18 protein-coding genes and 1 tRNA gene are annotated in these 21,948 nt (G+C 49.5%); 9 read left to right on the plus strand and 10 right to left on the minus strand.

The genetic code is table 11. The features are described 5' to 3' along the window. Positions 1-6: 6 nt before the first annotated feature. On the minus strand, positions 7-1,197 hold the full coding sequence (locus tag ACN5NT_RS03960; protein ID WP_419174574.1) for a vWA domain-containing protein: 1,191 nt from the start codon (positions 1,195-1,197) through the stop codon (positions 7-9). 34 nt (positions 1,198-1,231) lie between these two features. Then, positions 1,232-2,077, minus strand: a complete 846-nt coding sequence (locus ACN5NT_RS03965; protein WP_419174575.1) for an AAA family ATPase — start codon at positions 2,075-2,077, stop codon at positions 1,232-1,234. Between the two features lie 891 nt (positions 2,078-2,968). Here ACN5NT_RS03965 and ACN5NT_RS03970 point away from each other — a divergent pair. From ACN5NT_RS03970 to ACN5NT_RS03985, 4 genes are all read left to right on the plus strand, one after another. Further along, a tRNA-Pro gene (locus ACN5NT_RS03970) sits at positions 2,969-3,045 on the plus strand. Positions 3,046-3,384: 339 nt separating this feature from the next. Then, a complete protein-coding gene (locus tag ACN5NT_RS03975; protein ID WP_136795291.1) occupies positions 3,385-3,822 on the plus strand; it encodes an outer membrane protein assembly factor BamE in 438 nt (145 codons plus the stop codon). Positions 3,823-4,229: 407 nt separating this feature from the next. Beyond that, entirely contained in the window at positions 4,230-4,925 is a 696-nt protein-coding gene (locus ACN5NT_RS03980; protein ID WP_419174576.1) for a hypothetical protein, read from the plus strand. A gap of 136 nt (positions 4,926-5,061) precedes the next feature. Beyond that, on the plus strand, positions 5,062-6,072 hold the full coding sequence (locus tag ACN5NT_RS03985) for a LacI family DNA-binding transcriptional regulator (RefSeq protein WP_419174577.1): 1,011 nt from the start codon (positions 5,062-5,064) through the stop codon (positions 6,070-6,072). A gap of 56 nt (positions 6,073-6,128) precedes the next feature. Here the strand turns inward: ACN5NT_RS03985 and ACN5NT_RS03990 are convergent, their stop codons facing one another. Next, positions 6,129-7,679 carry a sigma 54-interacting transcriptional regulator gene (locus ACN5NT_RS03990; RefSeq protein WP_217907633.1) on the minus strand — a complete coding sequence of 517 codons (1,551 nt, stop codon included), beginning with the start codon at positions 7,677-7,679 and terminating at the stop codon, positions 6,129-6,131. Positions 7,680-8,242: 563 nt separating this feature from the next. On the opposite strand from ACN5NT_RS03990, the gene larA reads away from it, so the two are divergent. The 5 genes from larA to ACN5NT_RS04015 all read left to right on the plus strand — a co-directional run bounded on the left by larA (position 8,243) and on the right by ACN5NT_RS04015 (position 13,015). Beyond that, the gene (larA, locus tag ACN5NT_RS03995) at positions 8,243-9,502 is read left to right on the plus strand and encodes a nickel-dependent lactate racemase (protein ID WP_419174578.1); all 1,260 of its coding nucleotides are present in this window, start codon (positions 8,243-8,245) and stop codon (positions 9,500-9,502) included. Positions 9,503-9,681: 179 nt separating this feature from the next. After that, positions 9,682-9,930 carry a hypothetical protein gene (locus ACN5NT_RS04000; RefSeq protein WP_136795295.1) on the plus strand — a complete coding sequence of 83 codons (249 nt, stop codon included), beginning with the start codon at positions 9,682-9,684 and terminating at the stop codon, positions 9,928-9,930. 9 nt (positions 9,931-9,939) lie between these two features. Then, entirely contained in the window at positions 9,940-11,094 is a 1,155-nt protein-coding gene (locus tag ACN5NT_RS04005) for a TRAP transporter substrate-binding protein (RefSeq protein ID WP_419174579.1), read from the plus strand. Between the two features lie 77 nt (positions 11,095-11,171). Further along, on the plus strand, positions 11,172-11,693 hold the full coding sequence (locus tag ACN5NT_RS04010; protein WP_136795297.1) for a TRAP transporter small permease: 522 nt from the start codon (positions 11,172-11,174) through the stop codon (positions 11,691-11,693). 11 nt (positions 11,694-11,704) lie between these two features. Next, positions 11,705-13,015: a TRAP transporter large permease gene (locus tag ACN5NT_RS04015; protein ID WP_419174580.1), complete on the plus strand. Its 1,311-nt coding sequence runs from the start codon at positions 11,705-11,707 to the stop codon at positions 13,013-13,015. 278 nt (positions 13,016-13,293) lie between these two features. Here ACN5NT_RS04015 and ACN5NT_RS04020 read toward each other — a convergent pair whose 3' ends face one another. From ACN5NT_RS04020 to gcvPA, 7 genes are all read right to left on the minus strand, one after another. Further along, the gene (locus ACN5NT_RS04020; RefSeq protein ID WP_419174581.1) at positions 13,294-15,162 is read right to left on the minus strand and encodes an aspartate ammonia-lyase; all 1,869 of its coding nucleotides are present in this window, start codon (positions 15,160-15,162) and stop codon (positions 13,294-13,296) included. Between the two features lie 38 nt (positions 15,163-15,200). Beyond that, entirely contained in the window at positions 15,201-16,508 is a 1,308-nt protein-coding gene (locus tag ACN5NT_RS04025) for an anaerobic C4-dicarboxylate transporter (protein WP_419174582.1), read from the minus strand. 68 nt (positions 16,509-16,576) lie between these two features. Next, a complete protein-coding gene (locus ACN5NT_RS04030) occupies positions 16,577-17,104 on the minus strand; it encodes a hypothetical protein (protein WP_419174583.1) in 528 nt (175 codons plus the stop codon). A gap of 391 nt (positions 17,105-17,495) precedes the next feature. Continuing rightward, on the minus strand, positions 17,496-18,398 hold the full coding sequence (gene lipA, locus ACN5NT_RS04035) for a lipoyl synthase (protein WP_136795302.1): 903 nt from the start codon (positions 18,396-18,398) through the stop codon (positions 17,496-17,498). A 25-nt stretch (positions 18,399-18,423) separates the two neighbouring features. After that, on the minus strand, positions 18,424-19,134 hold the full coding sequence (gene lipB / locus ACN5NT_RS04040; protein WP_419174584.1) for a lipoyl(octanoyl) transferase LipB: 711 nt from the start codon (positions 19,132-19,134) through the stop codon (positions 18,424-18,426). 11 nt (positions 19,135-19,145) lie between these two features. Then, positions 19,146-20,615 carry an aminomethyl-transferring glycine dehydrogenase subunit GcvPB gene (gene gcvPB / locus ACN5NT_RS04045; protein ID WP_136795304.1) on the minus strand — a complete coding sequence of 490 codons (1,470 nt, stop codon included), beginning with the start codon at positions 20,613-20,615 and terminating at the stop codon, positions 19,146-19,148. Then, a complete protein-coding gene (gcvPA, locus tag ACN5NT_RS04050) occupies positions 20,612-21,946 on the minus strand; it encodes an aminomethyl-transferring glycine dehydrogenase subunit GcvPA (RefSeq protein WP_419174585.1) in 1,335 nt (444 codons plus the stop codon). Before gcvPA ends, gcvPB begins: the two co-directional genes overlap by 4 nt. Positions 21,947-21,948 lie beyond the last annotated feature (2 nt).

Consider the following 21,948-nt stretch of genomic DNA (forward strand, 5'->3'; position numbering starts at 1 on the left):
AATTGTCTACGATTGCATCAACTCTTTCACGCCCTGCTCCAGCCCTTCCAGCGAAAGCTCATACATGGGGAAAATATTTTTAATCACCTTGATTGTGTGCGTATACGGCCAGTGACTTTCAGGGATCGGGTTGAACCAGATCGCGTGGTTGAAGAGCTCGGTCATATATTTCAGCCGTTCCACACTGGGTTTACCGCTGCGCTCAAAGGCATAGATAGAACCATCCTGGGACATAAGCTCATAAGGCGCCATGGAGGCGTCGCCAACTACAATCAGGCGGGTATCAGGGTCCAGCGAAACCATGCTGTCGATGGAAACCGGCTCTTTTCTCCGAGCGGGGTCCTTCCAGAGGCAGTCGTAGATAGTGTTATGAAAATAATACGTCTTCAGTTCCTTGAACTGAGCCCGCGCGTAGGAGAAAAGCGTCTGTACAATCTCAACATGGGGCTCCATGGACCAACCACCATTATCAATGGCCAGAATAATTTTTAACCGATCAACCACTCTTCGGTCAAAGATCATCTCGATCTCTCCGCCATTTTTTACCGTTCTATAGATGGTTTCCTCTACGTTGAGCCGGTCCTTCGCTCCCTGGGGAACCAGATGCCGCAAACGCTTCAGCGCTTCACCGATCGTGTGCCTGGTGAGTGGACCATCAGTTGCGTAATCACGGTACCTGCGTTCGCCGGCCACCTTGACAGCCGACTTATTGCCCGATGTGCCACCCACCCGTAACCCTCCAGGGTGATAGCCCGAGTGACCGACCGGCGAGGTGCCGCCGGTGCCGATCCATTTCGAGCCACCATCGTGCCGCCCTTCCTGATCACGCAGTCGCTCCTTGAAATATTCAAGCAGTTCATCCTGGCTCATACTACTCAGCTTTTTCTCATCGAGCCCGAGTGATTGAGCCAATTCCTTCGGATTTTGCAGCCACTCCTGCAATAAACCCGAAGCCAGCAGCTCAAACTCTTCCTCTTCCGGCGTTTTCAGTTCAACCCCTGAAAAGGTGTAGGCAAAAACCCGGTCATAGAGATCAAAATACTTTTCGCTTTTCACCAAAATGGTGCGGGCGGCTGTATAAAAGTCTTCCACCGAATTCACCAGGCCACTGTGCATGGCGCGATGAAACAGCAGAAAAGCGGTGGGGCTGACTGGGATGCCAACCTCTCGCAAGGTATAGAAGAATTGGATAAACACCGTGTTCTCCCTTACTGTTCTTGACCGTACAAACTTAACGGAAAAATCGCTTCTTCATCACCATGTTGGCCGAGCGCTCATAGTCACCGCTCTTTTTAAAAAGCACTCCCAGATAGGGAATCTCCTTGGTCAACCTATCGCCCTGGGCAAAATCAGGGTCAGCCTGCAAGGCTCGAATCCAGTTGATCAACTCCCTGGTGGCAGGCTTTTTCTCTACCCCGTCGATTTCACGCAGATCATAAAAGGTCTGAATGGCATTATCGGCCAGCTTCCTGTTCAAATCCGGGAAATGGGCGCGAAGAATTTTCCTCATCATTTTCGGTTCCGGGAAAGCGATATGATGAAAATTACAACGCCCGAGAAAAGGGTCGGAAAGATCCTTTTTGGCATTTGAAGTGATGATGACCACAGGCCGGTGTCGTGCCTGGACCACCTCATCCGTCTCCATGATATCAAACTGCATCTGGTCGAGCACATCGAGCATATCATCCTGAAACTCCGTCTCAGCCTTGTCGACTTCATCAATCAGCAGTACACAGCGAGAGTCAACCGTGAAAGCCTGGCCGATCTTGCCCATCTTTATATAGTCTGAGATGTTACTGACATTACGGCTGGAGTCACCGAAGCGGCTGTCATTGAGTCGAGTCAGGGTATCATATTGATACAGCGCCTCGATCAATTTCATGCTCGATTTGACATTCAAAATAATCAATTCCATCTCAAGGGATGCCGCAATTGCATGAGCCAACATGGTCTTGCCGGTACCCGGTTCGCCTTTCAACAATAACGGCATCTCCAGGGCCATTGAAATATTAACAATCTTTGCAAGCTCTTCATCCAGGACATAATTGGCGGCACCTCTGAAACGATTCACATTCATTGTTTGCCTCTTAAAATAATTCCGGGGATTTTCTTCTATTGCTGTCTCCGCTTTCCTCACCTGCCCAACTCATCAACATTGCACCAATTTGTCAACTACTATTTTACGTAAACGGAAGCCGCTTGCCCCGAAAAACGTTCTCTTTTCAATTTCCTCCAGAATAGTGGCTTAATCTCCGTACAACGCTGCGTATTGCAACCTCAGCATGAGAAAACTTCAACTCAGCAATACAAACATTCACCCAGGGGAGCCCGAAACAAATGTCTGACATGTGACAACCCTATTTATTTCTCCCTGTGTTATACAATTTTAAGATACGAGCACTGGGTAACCGGGTCAGATTCAGTGAATTGCTGGCGAGCTTTTTATGACGGTTTTTTCCCTCTATCAACGTAATGCTCCACACGCCCATGGACAAGGTTATGGATATGAGACCTCTCTCAGATGAAAGCAAGGAGGCATTCACTACGCGCTCCGGAGATTACTCAATTTTTCTGGATATCATGGAAAACTAGAAAAGAGGCCAGGATCAGTTTCTCACCTCCCTGTTTCAGGCAATCGGAATCGATCAGGAGATCGTGCCGGACCTCTACACCAATGCCGTGCACTACGCAGATGAGCTAACCAACCGCTCAACTATACATTTCTCATTCCATATCAGGAAATCACAGGCTCTACCCTCACGACAACTCACGAAGTACAACTGCATTTCAGATACTTAAAAAGCCGAACACCTTTACATAACCCTCCTTCGATGACCACGACTTTTGTGCCAAAAGATTTACCTGGAAAAAACAGCACCCCTTTACCCCTGACTCTTGATTTATCCATTACAGCATGCTATTGTCGTTTGTCTCTGTGACCGGGGCTTATCGGTTGCAGAGACCCGGTCGGGACGTGGCTCAGTCTGGTAGAGCACAGCGTTCGGGACGCTGGGGTCGGAGGTTCGAATCCTCTCGTCCCGACCATGTTATCGCACATTTCAGCCCGTTGAGTTTTTCTCAACGGGCTTTTTTTTATTTGCTTATACTCTCTCTGAAACTCAGCAGGAACTGATCGGGCGTGAGGTGCCAGGCGCAACAGTTAAAATACCTGATGTCCACACGAACAGATTTGCAAACAATTGGCAGAGACCTCCATCACCGAAAGCGGTACTTATTCATAATAAGTGAGTAGACAAGCCTGAATACACTTGCATCCAGATATCGATTTGCCTAGGATGATAACAATCAATAGCATTCCAAAATCATAGACCCTGGCCAGTCCCCGACCGGATCGCCGAACTCCACATCAGCTATGGAAAAAACATGAAAATATACCCACTCATAGGATTTGATGATATTCAATTTGGTTATACCAGGACTCAAGTACAAGACATTTTGGGCGATCCATCATTTTCTGAAATTATAGAATTTCCTGATGGAGGTTCTACCGATAGCTGGATTTATGAGGATTCAGGAATAGAGCTTAACTTTGATTCTGAAGAAAAGTTCAGATTAACAAGAATAACCTTTTCGTCAGAAAATGCTCAATTCGAGGGTGTCTGCGTCATAGGCAAAAGCGAAAAAGAATTATTGCAGAAGTTCCCTCAATTATTCTTGGACGAGTCTGCTGATGAATTCGGAAAGAGCTATGAGTATCCCGAGAAAGAGGCATCATTCTGGTTTGTGGATGGGAAAGTGGCAAATTTCACCTTATTTGTTCCATTTGATGATTCCGGTAAAAATATAATTTGGCCCAAATGAAATCAAGGCCCAGCTTATCTTCCGGTCAACACTGACCGGAAGATTTCCCGAACTGAGCTTCAATCCAGCTTTTATTGATTCCTTCTGGTGAAGAACCCGTATCTATCCTGCCCGGGACGATAGCCTCCCCACGTACTTACTCCCTAAAGATTAGCGCGAGGATGTGAGTACAAACCCTATTCCATTGTTCAGTATCCACCGACCGCCCTTCTATCAGACTGAGGCAGTAACGTTCCGTGAAAATTTCAAGCAATTACTGGTTCTCCTCTATTAACCATTGCCTCCTGCATGCTGAAAAGCTAAGTTAAGCGCCGAAAGCATAAGCAACTGCAAATCGTTGCTGTAAATAAGATTGCATTCCGCTGCTTTTTTTCAGCAAGCAAATCAGGTATGAATCAGAGGATTGAATGAACTTTCCGTCAATTTCGCTCAAACATGTGCTGGTATCCTTCGGCTGTCTCTTTGTTGCTGCCGTTATCTTTGTCTCTATTCTTGGCGAAAACAACAATGGCGTCAACGCCACCAGAATATTTCTTACCGCAGTAAAGGATCGAGATCATAACGAGATGCAACGCTCCTACTCCAGAACTGCGAAGAGTTTTACCAGTCAAGAGGAATCCACCCGCTATCATTTTATGGTCGAACTTGCCATGCTGGACCACTTCGAATTGCTCGACGCTGATGATTACCGAATGGATATTGATGCCGAATCACTGTGGTTCCCTTTTATCAGCGACCGCCATCTGCAGATGAATGTGCGATTTACTCCGATGGATGGAGGAAGTCTCTTGCACAGCAGCAATCAACTCCCGTATATCGAACGGGCAGTTACTGCAATCCGTGAGGATGGCCGCTGGAAGATCGAAGGCTTTAACCTGAAGGATTCTGATCTGAAGCGCTACTACCAGGAAACTGTTGCCAAGGTTGAATACCACAAGTTTATCGCCATGGCCAATAATGTAATTACTCTCAACACCCAGGCAATCGACCTGAGACAGATGAGCTCACTTGATCGCAAAGTCTTTATACACAGTCTGGAAAATGCAATTGCAAGTACCAGGGCAAGCACCGGAACTGCAGCCGCTATGGCTGCGGTCCAGTAACTGCTACCTTTATTGGTAATTCCTGCCACAGTATGACTGAAAAAGTTTTTCAGCCATACTGTGGTCGGTCCCGGTCGGGAAGAACAGCAGGCCCAACCCAGGCCTATGTCAAGTAACTTCACTAAATCTGAAACATATGGACGTAACCATTGTCGATATATCCAGGCTGGCAGGAGTGAGCCTGGCCACGGTGTCACGGGTGATTAACACCCCTGAAAAAGTCTCCCCTGGCACACGGCAAAAAGTGTTGAAGATAATGGAGGAGCATAATTACATCTATAATTCTCTGGCGGGAGGGCTGGCAAACAAGAATACCCGTACTTTGGGGATCATAATTCCGACCATTACCAATCCGGTCTTTGCTTTGGCAACAAACGGCTTCCAAAAAGCCGCTGTGAGCAAAGGATACTCGGTATTACTCGGCAGCACTGAATATTCAGCGGCCCAGGAATACCATTTAATACAACTTTTCATTGGAAAACAAGTTGATGGCATAGTTTTCACTGGAAGACCAATGCATAGTCAATCCATCGAGTACCTGAGACAGAGAAACATCCCCCTCATCATTACCTGGGAAAAAATTACAGACGAAGAGATATCTTATGTGACTTTCGATAATGCCCTTGCTGCCAGAAAAGCTGTTGACCACCTTATCGCTTTGGGACATCGGCGTATTGCATTTATTTCCGGAAAATTTGAGGCAAGTGGCAGGTCAGAAAGACGCTGGAAGGGGTATAAGGAAAGTCTGCAGCAGGCCCATATTGCCTATGATGATGATCTGGTTGTACTGACAGAATTTACAGTAATGGCCGGAAAAACTGCCGCGACCCAGCTCCTTCAACTCGATATGCCACCAACAGCCATTTTCTGCACCACCGACCTGCTGGCCTATGGTGCCATGGCCTCGGTCCAGGATGAGGGCAAAAAAGTCGGTCCGGAGGTCAGCATAATCGGATTTGACGACCTCGAAATGTCAGGTGTGATGAACCCACCGTTGAGCTCCATCAGGATACCGGCCTTACAGATGGGGGAGATTGCCGCCAAGACACTGATCGACAACATCTCCGATAAAACCAAAAGTGCTGTAAAACACATCCTGGATTCAAAGCTGATTGTCAGAAAATCAGTCGCACCTCCATGCGGATAATCTGCAAAAAAGAAGGCCCGATCCCTCACAGGGAACAGCCTTAAGATGCAGAACGGTCAATCAACTACCGCATACCTGTAATATTCAGGATTTATCCCTAGTTTCTTGAGGCGGTATACCAGCGTCGACCGAGGCATATCGAGCAGGTTCGCAGCACCTTTTTTGCCACCGACCATGCCCTTCGTAACTTTCAGCACTCTGATTATATTTTCTTTTTCCGCCTGATCTCTGGTTACCAGTTGCGTCGACCGGGCAGGTGCACTGGTACTCATCAGAAACATTCGCTCGATATCGTGGGCACTGACACGCTTGCCGGGCTGGAGGATGATGAGGCGCTTGACCATATTCTTCAGCTCCCTGATATTGCCCGGCCAGGAGTACCCGCTGAGCAGGGCGAAAACCTCGTCAGTAAAAACCGGTGGAGCCTTATGCATTCGCTCAGCTTCACTGGCGGTAATACTTTTCAACAGAATCGGTATGTCTTCAGCTCTTTCGCGTAACGCAGGCACTTTAATGGTCAAGGTATCAAGGCGGTAAAACAGATCTTGTCGGAACTCGCCATCCTGCACACACTGAAAGAGATCCTTATTGGTTGCCGCTACGATCCTGGCATCCACCGGTGTTGAAGAACTCTCCCCTACCCTTTCGAATCTTTTTTCCTGTAGAACCTGCAGTAACTTTGCCTGCAAGCCCAGAGGCAACTCCCCAATCTCATCCAGAAATATTGTGCCCTTGTCTGCAAGTTCAAAGCGACCCAACCTCTGTTTGTCCGCTCCGGTGAACGAGCCTTTGACATGACCAAACAACTCGCTTTCAAATAGTGAAGTAGTCAGTCCGGGACAATTGGTTTTAACGAGAAGATGATTTTTTCGATGACTTTTTTCATGGATGAGACGTGCCAGGAAATCCTTACCGGTACCAGTCTCACCTGTAAGTAAGATCGTTTCATCAGTATTTGCAACTTGTTCTATTGTCTCAACAACCTCTTTCATTCGCTGGGAACCGTAGTAAAAGCCGTCGACCTGATAATCGTGGCTGTGAGTCAACAGATATTCCTTTTCTTTCTGCAGATGCTGATTGGTCTGCCTAAGCGCCGTATAAGCCAGCATATTGTCCACCGCAATGGCAATCTGCCTGGACAAGGCATCAAGTAACTCGGTCAATTCCGTAAACGCAGGTGGCTTCTCCATATAGCTGAAATGGAGTGTACCGAGAATTTTTTCTCTGACAATTAACGGATAAGCAAGAGTAGTCCTGAGGCCCGCCTCTACCAGGTAACGGATTGAGCTGATATCTGAATATTGGGTCAAGTCGTCAAAAATTGCCGGTTGACCGGACGAGATAACAATTCGTGCTATCGCGCTCTGGTCGAGCGATCGCGCTCGATCATTAACATGACCACCGGGTTGAACTCCCACCGCACTGGCAAAATATTCAATGGCCTTTTTGTCATGATCGTAGACATTAATGGACAGACGGTCGTAGCTGAAATGTTTATGCAACTCTTTGGAGAGGGATTTAAATAGCCCTTCCCGACTCTTGCGGGCAGCAATGGAGTTGTTGATTTCAAGGATCAGCTTATAGCGGGTCTCTGCATTCCATTTCATACTGGCTTCCTTTGTAGTTAGGCTGCTCGAGTTTGATGGTTCCGGCGCTATTGTTTTGTGAAAAGCCGACAGATAATCCGCCCTTGGTGAGATACCTATCTCAAGGACCAACCTCCTCCACCGACAAGCATTGCGCATTTGCAGCCAGATTTCCGGCTGCACAGCTTCAACGGCCACTATGCAGCTACCCCTCACCGGATTGAGTGATTGAGGAGATCAAGAACATTAGCAAACACTTTAACAGCTGTGCTGATATACCCCAAATCGCCCTCTGCTCAATCACGCCTGAGGCAGCTAGGACCGAAGATGTTTCCGGTTGTATGTTTCACCTGAATTTTCAAAGCATGAAGCCAAATCATGCACCTTAATGTTTAAGATCTTTACTCGATTGTGACCAATTTTCAAGTCCAATATTCACCTCGAAGACCAATATTAAACTCGGTTTCAAACTCTTCAACCTACCGCGATATTCTTTTTACCGTGTAATAACAGGTCACTCACGGCATTCTCCAATGTGGCATAGGATTTGTAATGTATATTTGAATATTTACCCAAGGATACGAATGGACATTGAACTCAAATACGGCACCGGGAAAATTGAATTACACGTACCAGAGATGGTAGAAGTGACGATTCTGGAACCACAGGCAAGAACTCCTGTAGCCTCAGTTCAGGAGGCGTTGCAGAATGCTCTGGCCGCAATTCAACCGTGCCATCCCTCTTTTATGCAACACCGCAATAAAGAGTTCAGTGCCGCAATTGCAATCCCTGACGAGACCCGGGCATTACCAACGTCGGAAATACTTGCCGGCCTGTATGACTGGCTTCTCAGCTCTATTCCTTATTTACAGCCTGGGCGGATTACCATCGTTATAGGCGGTGGCCTGCAGTCGCAAGACGCGCAGACCGATATAAGCAAACTCGTTCCGGCTCATATCATCAGCAATTGTAAAATCATTCGCCATAATGCAAGCAAGAGCCAGGTCGCCGACTATGGGCGCACCTCAAACGGCACTCCTGTCTATCTCAACCAGGCGTTTGCATCCGGAGATTATAAAATCGTTGTGGGTCAAATAGAACCACATCAGATTGCCGGCTTTACCGATAGTATGTCAGGCATGGTCATCGGCTGCAGCAATGAGGCCACCATTGAGCATAATCACAGCCTGATGTTCGACGATAACGCCCGGGTTGGTCTCCTGCACGGCAATCCTGTGCGTGAAGATCTGGATGAAGCGGGACGCTTGATCGATGTTGATTTCGCAGTCGATGTTGTTCTGGCCCCCAACAAAGAAGTCGTTGAAATATTGGCGGGACCACCAGCAGACAATCTGGCCAAAGGGGCGAAAATCGCGGCGGATCTATATGGCGTCACTCTTGATGAGAAATTCGATATTGTTGTTGCAGGTTGCGGCGGGTACCCGAATGACATCAGTCTTTACACTGCACAAAAGGGCTTGCATCTCGCCTCCCAGGCAGTCAAGGCCGGTGGACATATCTTTCTGGTAACAGCGTTACCCCAAGGAGACGGTAAGGATATCTATTTTGATTACGTCTCTCAGTTCACAACTCCCGAAGAGGTATTGGCCGATTTCCGCAAGCAGGAATTCAATATGGAAGCGCCCAAGGCCTATCTCTTTGGAAGGACCTTTTGCGAATTTGATGTGGCAGTTTACTCAAATCTCGACAAGGGAATCCTGAAAAAATGCCACCTGCGGGCCGCCAATCCATCGCAGGTTATCGCAGAGTGGCTTGAAAGCTATACGGACACCAAAAAAATTGGCGTAATCACCGACGCCGGGACAACCTATTTTCGCACCTAAAAGCTAGGTCCCGATGGGTTATTGGTAGATGATTGGCGTTGAAATGTAAACGTTTACATTGAGGTCGACCGAGGTCGTGTAACCGGCATTAAGAGCGTGACGTTGTACCCCTTGCGCTCATACTCGGCTCGTAAGTTATAAATTTCTGGGGCGTATTTCTAAAATGAATATGTGGAAAAATGACAAGCGAAAAAGACAAAGCTGAACAATCCAACGTTGGGAAAGTAGGTGTCATTCTATTTGCTATCTCTTTCGGCTTGTACGTACTGAACGTGCTGGTCGGAAAAGCATCAGTTGTTTACGGATGGGAGATTTTCCACCTGGGCAATGTGGGTGAATTCCTGCTGCTGTTCACGGCATCCATAGCATTTATCGTTGCCGCGTTACATTCTGAAGCGGTTTTGAAAAACCGAAAACTAAAAGGGTAGGAGGATATTATGAGTGAGAAAAAGCTAACCGATGGTCCAAAGTCAGTAGAACGCCGCCGTTTCATGGAAATTACTGCTAAAGCTGGTTTTACCGCCGCAGTTGTTGCCATGGGAGCAGGTGTACTCGGTTCCAAAGAGGCCTCTGCTCAGGTTGTCAATGAGGAGAAAGAGCGCCAGAAGACGGCAAAGTACACCATGAATGTGGCCACAGCCTATAGACTCGGCGCGTCACGGACATACCCGATTATGCAGCTCGACTTCAAGGAAAACATCCAGAATGCCACCAACGGTCAGGTCTACGTAAAACTTGCTCCCGGCGGGCAGCTGGGTGCAGGCAGCGCGCTGGTCCAGAAGGTTCAGGCGGGCACCATCCAGGCCGCGCAACACTCCATTGCCAACTTCGCTCCTTTTGCCCCGGCAGCGGACGTTATCAACATCCCTTACTGGTGTGGCGAGAACCAGAAATTTATGAATCTCGTTACCTCTGATGCCTGGAAACAGGAATTGGATCCTAAAATTGAAGCAAAGGGGTTCAAGGCACTCTGGTATGTATGTATCGATCCACGCACCGTTGCCGTTCGCCAGGGCATCGACGGCCCGATCAGAACCCCGGACCAGCTGCGCGGTATCAAATTTCGGGTACCAGGTTCCAAAATCCTGCAGCAGTTCTATCAACTTATTGGCGCCAACCCCACCCCGGTCGCCTGGGGAGAAACCTCGTCTGCCATCAAGCAGGGTGTAGCAGATGCCCTCGACCCATCTGTTGAGGCATTGCTGGTATTCGGTTTTAAGGAAATACTTTCAAGCGTTACCTTCAACGCTGCAGTACCTGATTCCCAGGTCTTTTCCTGTAACCTGAAATGGCTGAGGAGCCTGCCAATCGATGTTCAGGAAGGTATCGAATTCGCCTCAGAGATTACCAGCCGGCAGAACCTTGCCAAGGTACCCGCGGCACGTAACTATGCCATGGCCGAGATGGCCAAAGCCGGTGTCGACTTCTATGTACCCACCGAAGATGAGATTGAGCAATGGGTTGCCAAGGCTGGTGCCCAGTTGCCTGCCTGGGATGCAATCAAGAAGGAACTGGTCGGCTCACTGGCCAATTTCGATAAATTGCAGGAAGCAGCGAATTCCTATAACAACTTCTACGTTCACGACATTTAAAAACACGTAACATCTCGGAGTGACAGGTAGAATCATTCTACCTGTCACTTCACCGATTAGCGAATTGAGGCTGGTGTATGCAATTTAATAAAATTATTAGAGAAATTGACAAGAATGGTGAGCGTTACCTACTTTTGCCTTTCTACACTTTAATTGTGCTCACGATTTCCATAGAAGTGCTCAGGCGTTCTCTACTCTCCTATTCATCAATATGGGCGGAAGAAGTTGCCAGATACGCCTTTATCTATGTGGCCTGGATTGGTGCCTCGTCTGCTATTAAGGAACGGGCTCACATCCGCATTGATGTGCTCCTTCCTCTGTTCTCCCAGCGGATTCGCGGTTTCATCTTTCTCTTTGGCGATATTATCACCCTGATTTTGGCGATCCTCGCTATTTACTGGTCTATGGAACCTGTGCTTACCTCCATTCATTTTGACTCCGTCACCCACGGCTTACGGATCAGTCAGGCCTGGTTTCTGGCATCGGTTCCTCTTGGATTTTCCATGATGGTTGTCCGCCTTCTGCAATCGATGAAGCGGGATATTAGTGATTTGAAGGCTGGAAGACCAGTATTCGAAGGAAACAAACTTTTTGATTAGGGGTAGAGGAAATGTATTATGAACACTTGATGCAGGCACCTGTAATATCACTGGGATGGGAATTCTACCTACCCGTCATCGGAATGCTGATCATGATCCTGATGGCGGTTCGGATCTGGGTCGTAATCGGGCTCGGTTCACTGGTGATGCTGCTGACCACCGGAGTTCTGCCCCCCACCTTGATGGGAGAGGCATTATTTGAGGGCATAGACTCATTCGCCCTCATTGCCGTGCCATTATTTATCCTGACAGGAGATGTCCTGGTTCGAACAGGGTTGTCAAACAAACTCCTGAATGTCGCTGAAGCGACAATGGGCTGGCAGAAGGCCGGCCTGGGCACATCCACCGTTTTAGGCTGTGGTTTCTTTGCCTGTATCTCCGGCTCTGATGCCGCCGATGCCGCAGCAATCAGCCGGATCACCATTCACAGGCTGGTAGAGAAAGGATACCCGAGGGGTTACGCCTGTGCCCTGGTGGCAGCCGGCGCCTGTACCGGAATCTTGATTCCACCTTCCATCGCCTATATCATTATCGGTCTGGTACTTGGAATATCCGCCTCGACCCTGTTTCTTGCCGCAGCCGTACCGGGAGTGATGATACTGACCTCGGTGATGATTACCAACACGATCGTCAACAAATTTAAGCTCTACGAAAATTCGAATATCGGCTTCAGCTTCAAACACTGGCTGGCGGCAATTTATGATGGTCGTTATGCGCTTCTTATTCCGTTTATAATCCTGGGTGGAATCTATTCCGGCATTTTCACCCCCACCGAATCGGCTGCCATAGCAGTAATGACAACCATCTCTATCGGTTTCTTGCAGGGTACCCTGAAGATCGCTGATTTTCCTGAAATGCTTGAGACATCGGCCAAGGTGAATGGTGTTATCATCCCGATCATCGCCATGTCCCATCCTCTGGCTCAGGTGCTGGCTTCTCTACAGGTACCCCAGGCATTCGTCTTCTTCATGACCTCACTCACAACCAGTAAAGTACTGATCGTCCTTATCATGCTCTTTATTCTTATGGTTGCTGGCTGTGTTATGGAGACAACACCCAATATTGTTATCCTCTCGCCGCTGCTGCTCCCACTCGCATTGGAGATCGGTATGCACGAGATCCATTTCTGCATTTTTATGATTACTGCGTTGGGTATCGGTTTTATCACTCCCCCACTTGGGCTTAACCTCTTTGTGGTGTCGGGTGTTACCGGGACCTCGGTGCTGGAGATATCGCGATATGCCCTTGCTTTTGTGGCGATGATGTTGGTTGTGGTTTTGATCATTGCCTTTGTACCACCTATTACCATGTGGTTAATCTGACCAGGAGTTATATAAGTGATAATCTGTAACCTTCTTCAGGCAGGGGCCGGATGACGGCAGGAAGAAGTATATAGAACGCTATACTTGTAAAATCAGAGAATTTTCCTTCCATTGACCAGAAATTTGTGGAAGGGGACAGGGTTCGGAATCTATTCGCCCCCTGAACAGTTTTCGAATACCTGAGCCCGTTGGACCCTCCTCAACGGGCTTTTTTATTACAGTAGCATTGCAATCCAACCAGGAACTGGAAGGCACTTTATGGCTGGCCGTGTCCGTTACTACTTACCTGGTATTTCCCTCGGATCTGTCATGTTCTCCGGTCTTAGCAAGTCATCCAGCTCTTGCTGCGAAAGCAGTTCTTTCTCCAGCAATAATTCATAAACGCTGGCACCAGTCTTTAACGCCTCTTTGGCAATTGCCGCAGACTGTTCATAACCGATAACAGGCACCATTGCCGTGATCAGGCCAATACTGTTTTCCACATATCCGCGACAGACATCCCGATTAGCTTCAATCCCGGAAATACAACGGGCAGCCAGAGTCACGCAGCCGTTTTTCAACACCATCATGCCGTGGAGCAGGTCGTAGGCAATTACCGGCTCCGCCATGCAGAGTTCAAGCTCACTCGCCTCCGCCGCCATAGAAACCACCATATCGTAGCCCATAACCTGATAACAGATCTGGTTCACCAACTCCGGGATAACCGGGTTGACCTTGCCTGGCATAATGGATGAACCTGGCTGCATGGCCGGCAGATTGATCTCATTCAAGCCGCAACGCGGACCGGATGACATCCAGCGAAGGTCATTGCATATCTTGGAGATCTGCACCGCAGCCAGCTTGAGATTGGCAGACATCTGCACAAAAATAGAGGCATTTTGTGTGCCTTCCACCAGGTTTTTCGCCCTTCTGAGCTCAAAACCACTCACTTCTGCCAGCTTCTCAGTCACCAGGTTCGCGTAACCTGGAGGCGAGTTGATCCCTGTGCCGATTGCGGTTGCCCCCATATTGATATCAAGCAGAGCATAGGCTGCCCGCTCAATGGACTTGATCGCCCCCTCGATCATCACCGCATAGGCACTGAACTCCTGTCCCAGCGTCATCGGCACCGCATCCTGATTTTCGGTACGCCCCATCTTCAATACATCGCTGAACTCCTTCCCCTTTTCGTCCAGAGCATTTTTCAGATCTTCCATGGCTCTGATCAGGCTTCGATTCGAGAGCAATACCGCAAGCTTGATAGCCGTCGGGTAGGCATCGTTGGTGGACTGGGAACAGTTGACATGATCATTGGGGTGCAGGTAACGATATTCACCTTTTCGCTTGCCCAGCAACTCCAGGCCACGGTTGGCAATCACCTCGTTGGCATTCATATTGGTCGAGGTACCGGCACCGCCCTGGAACATATCCACCGTAAAAAATTCGTGCAGCTTACCGGCTATAATCTCCTCGCATGCATCGCAGATCGCCCCCGCTTTTTTCTCATCAAGCATACCCAGTTCATAGTTGGCCATTGCTGCCGCTTTTTTAACCATGGCCAACCCTTCAATCAAATGATCGAAATTTTTAACCAACACGCCGGAAATAGAAAAATTCTCCATTGCCCGCTGGGTCTGCACGCCATAATAGGCGTGATCACTAATCTCACGCTGCCCCAGGGAGTCACTCTCAAGCCTGAAACCGCTCATCTCGGCAATCTCGTGCTGGTTCTCATACAGGCGGGTTGAAAGTACCTTGAGCCTCCTGTTGATTCCCACTGCCACGCGCTCAACAATGCGAAAATAGATCTCTGGTTTCGACTTTTTATACTCATCCAGCTGTTTGCGGTTGATACGCCACACCACCGCACCTTCTCTGGTATACGCGCCGTTGCTGTGGGCATCATCTTCTAAAAATGCGCCTTCACTTATCAGGGATCCAGGTACCATCGTCGCTATATGCCGAGAAGCACCATGTAGCCCGCGAACCAGTTCAACCCTGCCCTCGAGCAGGATTCCAGCCCACTGCCTTGGTGTCGATTCCTGAAAGAGCCACTCATTGGCCACATACTCCCTCCGCTCTCCCTTTTCAAAAAAGAACCGGATTTCTTCCTTGTTCAAGCCTGTAGCCTTCTTCACCTGTTGAAAAATAGCCTGCTCAATCTGCATGTACATCTCCTATTAATAAGAGTTCCATTTCATTATAATTACAGAACAACACCACCGATCAGAAAGCCCAGAGCGACTGCGACTGTAATGGTCACTACACCTGGAATTAGAAAAGGGTGATCAAATACATATTTTCCGATTCTGGTTGACCCTGTATCGTCAAACTCAACTGCCGCCAGGAGAGTCGGATAGGTCGGCAACACAAAAAGCGCGCTCACTGCGGCAAAGGCCGCTATAGCTGCGACAGGGCTGACTCCCAGAGCCAGTGCCGCCGGCATCAGGGCTCTGGTTGTAGCTGCCTGCGAATAGAGCAGCATGGCGGCAAAAAAGAGCACAACGGCCAGCAGCCAGGGTTTTGCTTCTAATAGATTTCCGGCAAAGATATTTATTTCATCGAGATGGGCTGCCACGAAAGTTGTACCCAGCCAGGCCACACCAAGTACACAGATACAGGCGCTCATTCCCGACTTAAAGGTGGCGGCATTGAGGATGTTTTTTGCCTCGATCTTACAAAGTAACGTGATCAGCGTCGCCGCTGAGAGCATAAAGGTGATAATGGCGTGATCACGAGCCAGGATAGGCTCCTTGAGCAACCCCACCATGGGACTGATTGCCGTGGCATAGAAGACTACACCGATAATCGCCACACAAAAGATCAACACCGACCGTTTTGCTTCTTTGGTTATTTCGCGCCCCTTGTCACTGGCCGATTCGTCAGACACCAGCCCCTTGGCAAGTCTATCCTGATATACCGGGTCATCTGCCAGCTCTTTACCAAGAAAATTTGTTACCAATGCCCCGACCATTACCGCAATAAAGCTGCTGGGAATAGCGATGATCAGCAATTGCAGATAATCTACCCCGACCTCTTCAAGCTCAGCTGCAAAAAATACCACGGCGGCGGAAATAGGAGAGGCCGTTATAGCAATCTGTGAGGCCACAGTCGCGATTGCCAGCGGCCTGGAAGGTCTGATTCCTTCCCTCTTGGCTACCTCAGCTATAACAGGAAGGGTTGAAAAAGCGGTATGCCCGGTTCCTGCAAACATGGTCATTACGTACGTTACAACTGGTGCCAGAAAGGTGATGTATTTGGGGTTCGCCTTCAATACTTTTTCAGCCAGCCAAACCAGATAATCGAGTCCGCCCGCTTCCTGCATTGCTGCGATTGCTGCGATCACTCCCATGATTATCAGAATAACATCCATGGGAATGGCACCAGGTTCAATACCGAAAACCACCGCCAGAGTCAGCACACCAAAACCACCAGCAAAGCCAATACCGATACTGCCAATCCGTGCCCCCAACCAGATAAAAAACAGCACAACAAGCAATTCAATAATCCACATAATATCCCCACAAAATCTCTTGAGTATTTGGTAAATTAACTTGCATAACTTTTGTTACTCACACCCGTTTACTGCTCTTGCGCCGGCAGCACATAACTGCCGCTCATCTCCCGGGCATACCCGCCGATAGTGGTAATGTTGTCCATAGACTGGAAAATAAGTGACGACCAGACAAACTCGATAGTACCCGATATTCCTTTCGCTTTTCCGCTACCGCCTATAATCTCTCCTGTGACCCTGTTGCCCTCTTCTAATGGCTCGGTATCCAGCAGAAGATAAATTTCAAAACCATCCAGGCTCCGCCAGACACAGCGAACATCACCACCTGTTTCACTATCGGCCAGACCTATACACTTTCCCCAGAAATCAGTTGAGCCGATCACTGGCTCCTTTAAATTGACATGACCTGCCAGCTGCACCAAAGAGGCCGTTCTCTCCTCTCCGAGAACCATATTGGTTGCTCTACCGTTCGCTACCCAGGTACCGGTTATAATGCCTGATTCCTCTCCATGGACCTGACTCGGTCCGCCGCATAATACTGCCATATGAAGGCCGACAAGTAGTACGACCACTGCTATTCGACGCATATCTCCCATAAGCTTCGCTCCTGAATCTGTTCCCGTTGCTGGGATGAATTTTGTTACTGTAATAGACAAAAACATCTCTCTGCCGGAATCGTTTGAAAGCGCACAACTTTCCAAGCGAACAGCTGCTGGTGGTGTTATCACCAGCAGCTGTTATCCGACGAGATGTGAAGTTACTGTTTCTTAAAACCTGAACTCACACTACACAGACACAACATGGTAAAAGGCAATACAATTTATTATGTATTACGCTCCAGCTTTTAGTCAATTTTTTTAGAAAAATTATGAGGATAAAGCCACAATGCAGGACTTGAAGAGAGGCGACAGGGAAGTCGCATATGGGAAGGGGATACCTGACTCACACGGCAAAGTGAATCAGGCAGTCTGGCAATACAGGATATTTTTAGCAGGCTTTGAACCTGCGCCGCACTTTACGGTAGAGCTTTTCGGCCTGGTAGGAACTGCGTACAAAAGGTCCGGCAGCAACACCTGAGAAACCGCGTTCAAGTGCCCGTTCTCCGAGTCGGTCAAACTCTTCTGGTTCAACAAACCGTTCCACCGGCAAATGATTTTTTGAAGGTTGCAGATACTGCCCCAATGTGAGGATATCACAACCAGCTTCAAGCAGATCATCAAAGGTTTTCATGAGTTGATCAGGGGTTTCGCCAAGCCCCACCATGATGCCCGATTTGGTCACCATCCGGGGGTCCTGTCGCTTCACCTCAGCAATCAGTTCGAGAGAACGCTGGTAAATCGCCTCCGGCCGCACCCGGGGATATAACTCAGATACAGTCTCCATATTGTGGTTCAGCACATCAGGCCTGGAGTCGGTAATGGTCTTCAAGGCCTGCCAATTCCCCTGCAGATCTGGTATCAGCACCTCGATAAGCGTCTTTTCCCTGCGAATGCGCACCGCGCTGATGGTCTCTGCGAAAAGAGTCGCACCACCATCTTCCAGATCATCTCTGGTTACAGAGGTAATCACTGCATATCGGAGCTGAAGAATGTCAACGGCCTCCGCCACCCGGCCTGGCTCATCAGGGTCCGGCAGGGTAAGCGGCTTATGTTCAACAGCGCAGAAATGGCAGTTCCTGGTACATCTCTCCCCCAAAATCATAAAAGTGGCAGTGCCTTCCGAGTAACACTCGTATTGATTCGGGCATTGTGCTTCCTGGCAGACGGTGTGCAGATGGTTATTCTTGAGAAGATTGCGCATCTTCTCATATTCCGGACCAGTGGGCAGACTTCTGCGCAGCCAGCGTGGCTTGCCCCTGGTGATCCCGCCCTTGTTATTACATCCTGCCATTACATTTTTCCTCTGTTGAACTCGTTCAACTTTCTTCTGCCGTCTTCGACAAAGGAAGCTGATCCGGGCGTATTTCTGTAAATGTATGTGGGAAAATTCGCTCTAACTGTTGGGGAAGGCTCTGAGTCAGCCGGTCAATAGTCACCTCGCCGCCAACCTCATGGGCAAGAGAAGTCATGCTGACACCGGTCAGGCCGCAGGGATTGATCCAACCGAATGGCTCAAGCGATGGATTGACGTTCAAGGCCAGCCCATGGAAGCTGACACCATGCCGGATGGCGATACCGATACTGCCCATCTTCTTATTACCAACCCACACCCCATGATTGCGCTCGTCGCGGCGGGCAGTCACTCCCACCCCGGCAGCAAGATGAATCATCAACTCTTCGAGCTTTTCAACATACTCTGTTACTGTCAGGCCGGCCTGTTTCAGGTGGATAATCGGATAGATCACCAACTGCCCTGGCCCGTGATAGGTAATCACACCGCCACGCTCAATCGGTATCACCGGGATGTTTTTCTCGGCAAGGAACTGATCTGAAACCATCAGGAACTCCCGACCGCCACGTCGGCCGAGGGTGTAGACGGGTGGGTGCTCCACCACTAAAAAGATATCGCCGCAGCCAGCCTCTTTGTCATTGGGCTTTAGGTTGCGGCGATATTCTACCAGACTGGTTTGCAGCTTATAGACAGCCTGGTACTCCATGAGTCCCAGGCTGCAGAATGAGCCGTTCATAACACTCCTACCTACCCGCAAAGACACGGCTTACGCGCCGCCAGTGTCTCATCCAGACGCTTCAGCTTGGTGCGGGTCGGTGCCTCGTGGAGTAGATCCGGGTTGGTTTTGGCCTCCTCCAGAATATGCAGGATCGATTCGATAAACTGATCGATATCTTCCTTACATTCAGTCTCCGTAGGTTCAATCATGATCGCACCCGGCACCACCAGCGGGAAATAGACCGTCGGCGGATGAAAACCATAATCAATCAGGCGCTTAGCGATATCAAGCGTGGTGATCTTCAATTCCTGCTGTCTACTGTCGGAGAAGACACACTCGTGCATGCACGGCTTATCGTAGGGCAGATGCAGGTATGGTTTGAGCTTCTCCTTGATATAGTTGGCGTTGAGCACTGCCAGCTGACTGGCCTTCTTCAGGTTCTCGCCACCCATGCTGAGGATGTAACTATATGCCCTGACCAACACGCCGTAGTTGCCGTGGTAACCGTGAACCCGGCCGATTGAATCAGGGTTGTCCCAATCAAGACGATAGCTGTTACCATCTTTTACCACATGGGGTATCGGCAGAAATTTTTTCAGCTCTTCGACCACACACACCGGGCCGGCGCCCGGCCCGCCACCGCCATGCGGGGTGGAGAAGGTCTTGTGCAGGTTGAGATGGATAACATCAACCCCACATTTTTTCACATCCACCACACCCATAACCGCATTCATATTGGCGCCGTCACCATAGACCAGACCGCCCTTGGCATGAACGATCTCGGCAACTTCCCGGATATTGGTCTCGAAAAGCCCAAGGGTGTTGGGATTGGTGACCATGATGCCCGCAGTCTCCTCATCCATCAGCTCTTTTACCGTATCGATATCCAGTACTCCGTCAGCGCTGGATTTCACCGGCACCGGCTTATAGCCACAGAGCGCGGCAGAGGCCGGATTGGTGCCGTGAGCTGTATCTGGAATAAGGATCTTGGTACGTTTTGAACCTCTTGACTTATGATAGGCGTCGAATATCAGCATACCGGTCAGCTCACCCTGGGCTCCGGCTGAAGGCTGCAGGCTGGCAGCATCAAGGCCGGTGATATTGACCAGGTACTGCTGCAGATCATACATGATCTTCAGGGTTCCCTGTACATATCGATCATCCAGCATCGGGTGCGCTGCGGCAATGGCGGGGTTGGCCGCCTGCTTCTCGTTGATCTTCGGGTTGTACTTCATGGTGCACGACCCCAGGGGGTACATACCACTGTCAACTCCGAAGTTCCACTGGGAGAGGCGGGTATAGTGGCGAACCACATCGACCTCGCTCAGATCGGGGAAATCGGGGCCAGCGCCAACCAGGGCACTATCGAGCTCTGCTGCAGGCACATCGCAGGCCGGAATCGACATACCCTTGCGGCCTTTCTTACCCTTCTCCCAGAGCAGCGGTTCCTTAAAAATCAGACCGGTAGTACCGGGACCATTTACGGGTTCGTGTTTCATCGCGACACCTCCTGAATGACAGCATCGATATCTTCCCTGGTCACCGTCTCGGTGGCACAGAAGAGATAGCAGCCCTTGTATTGCGGATAATATTTACCGACATTGATGCCAGCGACAAAACCCCTTTCAAACAATTTTTCGTAGACTGGCTCAAAATCGAACGAAAAGCGAACCAGAAACTCATTGAAGGTCGGGGAGTCAAAGACAATCTCTGCTCCTGCTTTCTTCAACTCCGCTTTCAGGTACTCGGCCTTACTGTGATTGAGCCGGGCAAGCTCACGCAGACCGGTGCCGCCGAGGGTGGCCATGAACATACCCGCCATCATGGCACAGACTCCCTGGTTGGAGCAGATGTTGGAGGTGGCCTTCTCCCGTCTGATGTGCTGTTCACGGGTAGCAAGGGTTAAAACGAAACCGCGTTTGCCGTCACGGTCAACAGTCTCGCCAACGAGACGTCCCGGCATATTGCGGGTGAGTTTCTCGCGGCAGGCGAACATGCCAAGCCCGGGGCCTCCGAAAGAGCGATTCAGCCCCATGGACTGCCCTTCACCGCAAACAATATCGGCACCACATTCACCAGGATTTTTGATCAGGCCGAATGCCAGTGCCTCGGTAAAGGAAGCGATATAGATTGCATCAATTGCGTGAATTTTCTCGCCTGCTCCAGACAGATCTTCGATCACCCCAAGAAAGTTGGGTGACTGAATGGCGACTGCGGCAAGATCATCCACACCCTCCAGAAGACTCAGGTCGGTGCGACCGTCGTCACCAATCGGCAACTCGACAATCTCGAACTCCGTGGCCTGCAGGTAGGTCCTCACCACCTGGCGATGATGGGGGTGAATACCTTTGGAAACAGCGACCTTCTTATTTTTCTTCTTGATCCTCAACCCCATCAGCAGTGCTTCAGCAAGCGATGCAGCCCCATCATAGATCGAGGCATTTGCCACATCCATGCCAAGCAGACGAGCAGTCAGGGTCTGATATTCATAAATACCCTGCAAGGTTCCCTGAGCCATCTCAGGCTGGTACGGGGTGTAGGCGGTGAGGAACTCGGACCGGCTGGCCAGAGCCCTGATCATTTCCGGAATATAATGATGATAGCTGCCTGCCCCGACCAGCACCTTATGCTGGGGGGTAACTTCCAGCATATTACCGATTTCGGTCATGTGAGCATCGAGTTGCCACTCGGTCATAGCTTGAGGCAAGGCTATCTCATCATCTCTTCGGCAATCGGGAGGGATTGTGCAGAACAGATCATCCAGCGTCTCTTTGCCAACGGCTGTCAGCATTTCGGAAATTTCTTCCTCGGTATGGGGCAGGTATCTCATGG

The organism is Desulfosediminicola sp. (assembly GCF_048381775.1).
Taxonomy (GTDB): Bacteria; Desulfobacterota; Desulfobulbia; order Desulfobulbales; family Desulfocapsaceae; genus Desulfopila; species Desulfopila ganghwensis.